Source organism: Bartonella tribocorum, assembly GCF_002777915.1.
Taxonomy (GTDB): Bacteria; Pseudomonadota; Alphaproteobacteria; order Rhizobiales; family Rhizobiaceae; genus Bartonella; species Bartonella tribocorum_A.
This window is the reverse complement of the sequence record NZ_NJGE01000059.1, coordinates 1-1749: the sequence shown is the minus strand read 5'-3', so window position 1 is coordinate 1749 and position 1749 is coordinate 1. Positions and strand designations below refer to the sequence as shown.

Here is a 1749-nt window from a genome sequence, read left to right as displayed (position 1 = left end):
AACCTTTTTGTAGCTTTTTTATTGCTTCTATTGCTAATCGTTTTCTATCTGCTGTTTTAGTATAAAGGGATGCCATTTTATCTTCTGTCCAGCCAAAAAGCGCTTTCATTTGTGAAACTGTCGCACCAGCATTCGCAGCGCGTGTGGCTGCTAATTTTCTCAATCCATGGGCTGATTTTTTAATTCCAGCCGCATTACAAGCGTCTCTAAAGGCGTTACCAAAGCTTTCTTTGATGAATTTTTTATTAGTTTTACTACAGATGAAAGTCTCTTCTCCAATGGGACCAATTTTAAGAGTTTCTGCTAGTTCAGGCAAAATAGGGAGAAAAACATCTGTTTTAAATTGGCTCTTTTCTGTTTTGAGATGAATGATATTATCTTTTACATCTTTCCAACCGATACGAACGGCATCTCCACGGCGCAAGCCCGTATAAAGAAGCACATCAACCCATACGCGTTCATGGGTACCGATAGCCCATTGTTTATAATATTTATCGATATCCTCTTCTAGCCATGGCGCTAATCCTACGCTGTTAAGAGATTTTGGTGCTTTTATATTAAAAGCAGGATTTCTATTTAAAAGGGCATTATCAACCGCCCAATTAAAGAGACCATTTAAAGAAGTCAAAAAATGTTTTGCTGCTGCGGGGGTAGCACGCCTTCTATCTACAGCGTCAAGGATATGATGTTTTTCTATGCTTTTATATGCGCGTTCACCAATATGTTTAGAAACATTGTTTAGAATTCTATACTTAACTTTTTTAGTAGATTCTGATTGATTATGCCATTGTATGCTTTGTAAATATTGATGCAACAACCAATCGAAAGAGCCCTCTACAAGTCTGGTTTGTTTTCTTTTCTTGGAGGTGCCATTTTGCGCTTGCTTAAGAGCAAGCGTATAATTATCGACAAACTCTTGCGTTCCATAGGTTCCTTCAATCCGAAATCGTGTTCCATGACCAATACGTACATACCATATGATTTTACCATGGCGTGTGCGTTCASAAACAAGATATGGTGGACGACGTTTTGGCATGGCTAAAACTTTATACCGTCGACAGAACGACAAGTTTTGCTAGTATCGTAGTCTTCTTGTTCATTTTCAAGCGGTGGAAAATCATCAATGCTATAAGTATTATCTGCCGTTTTGGGTGTTGCGATTTTATTGATATGAATTAATAATTCACCAGTAGGCTTGATTTCTACAACCTCTGCTCCTTGCTTTTTAGCTTCTCTTAAAGCCCGTGCAATGGCTGGTTGCGTGATAGTAGGTGGGCGGTGTGCCATATCTGTTCCCCTTGATTTTAGCTACAATTCACCCGTGTTGTGAATCATACATTTGTTGAAAGTTGTGGTAAGAGGGGGGGCTGGAGACTAAAGATGCACCCTGTGACTTCAGTATCATAAATGAATGCATATTCTCTCAAAGCATCTTCTTCATGTTCAATTCCCCATCTCATATCTTCAGTTTCATAATAGGGGCTTGCTTCGCCTATTAAGCGCTCTGTAATGAGTTTAATTTTATAGTCTTCATATTTGCTTGTAGGAGTTCCCTTGGCTGTTTTACTAATAACGTTGTAAATATTTGAAGCGGTGACTTTTCCTAGCCTTGCTTGAAACCATTGTGCTGTTCTTTGTTCCATTTCACACCGCGGTTTGTTGTTGAGTTGGTGCATATTCAATATCTTGGATATGAATATATTCGGCATCTTGTATAGACGCGTTTATTTGCTCTTGTTTAGGGTGAGA

2 protein-coding genes and 2 pseudogenes are annotated in these 1749 nt (G+C 38.8%); all 4 read right to left on the bottom strand.

Annotated features, from left to right (window positions below):
* Positions 1–1036 (bottom strand): tyrosine-type recombinase/integrase (locus CER18_RS09615; RefSeq protein WP_100129738.1); only part of this gene is annotated, 1036 nt, incomplete at its 3' end.
* A gap of 2 nt (positions 1037–1038) precedes the next feature.
* A complete protein-coding gene (locus CER18_RS09610) occupies positions 1039–1287 on the bottom strand; it encodes a hypothetical protein (protein ID WP_100129737.1) in 249 nt (82 codons plus the stop codon).
* Positions 1288–1358: 71 nt separating this feature from the next.
* Positions 1359–1643 (bottom strand): annotated as a pseudogene (locus tag CER18_RS09605) (YqaJ viral recombinase family protein); the annotation flags it as partial.
* Position 1644: 1 nt separating this feature from the next.
* Positions 1645–1749, bottom strand: a pseudogene (locus CER18_RS10655) (recombinase); the annotation flags it as partial.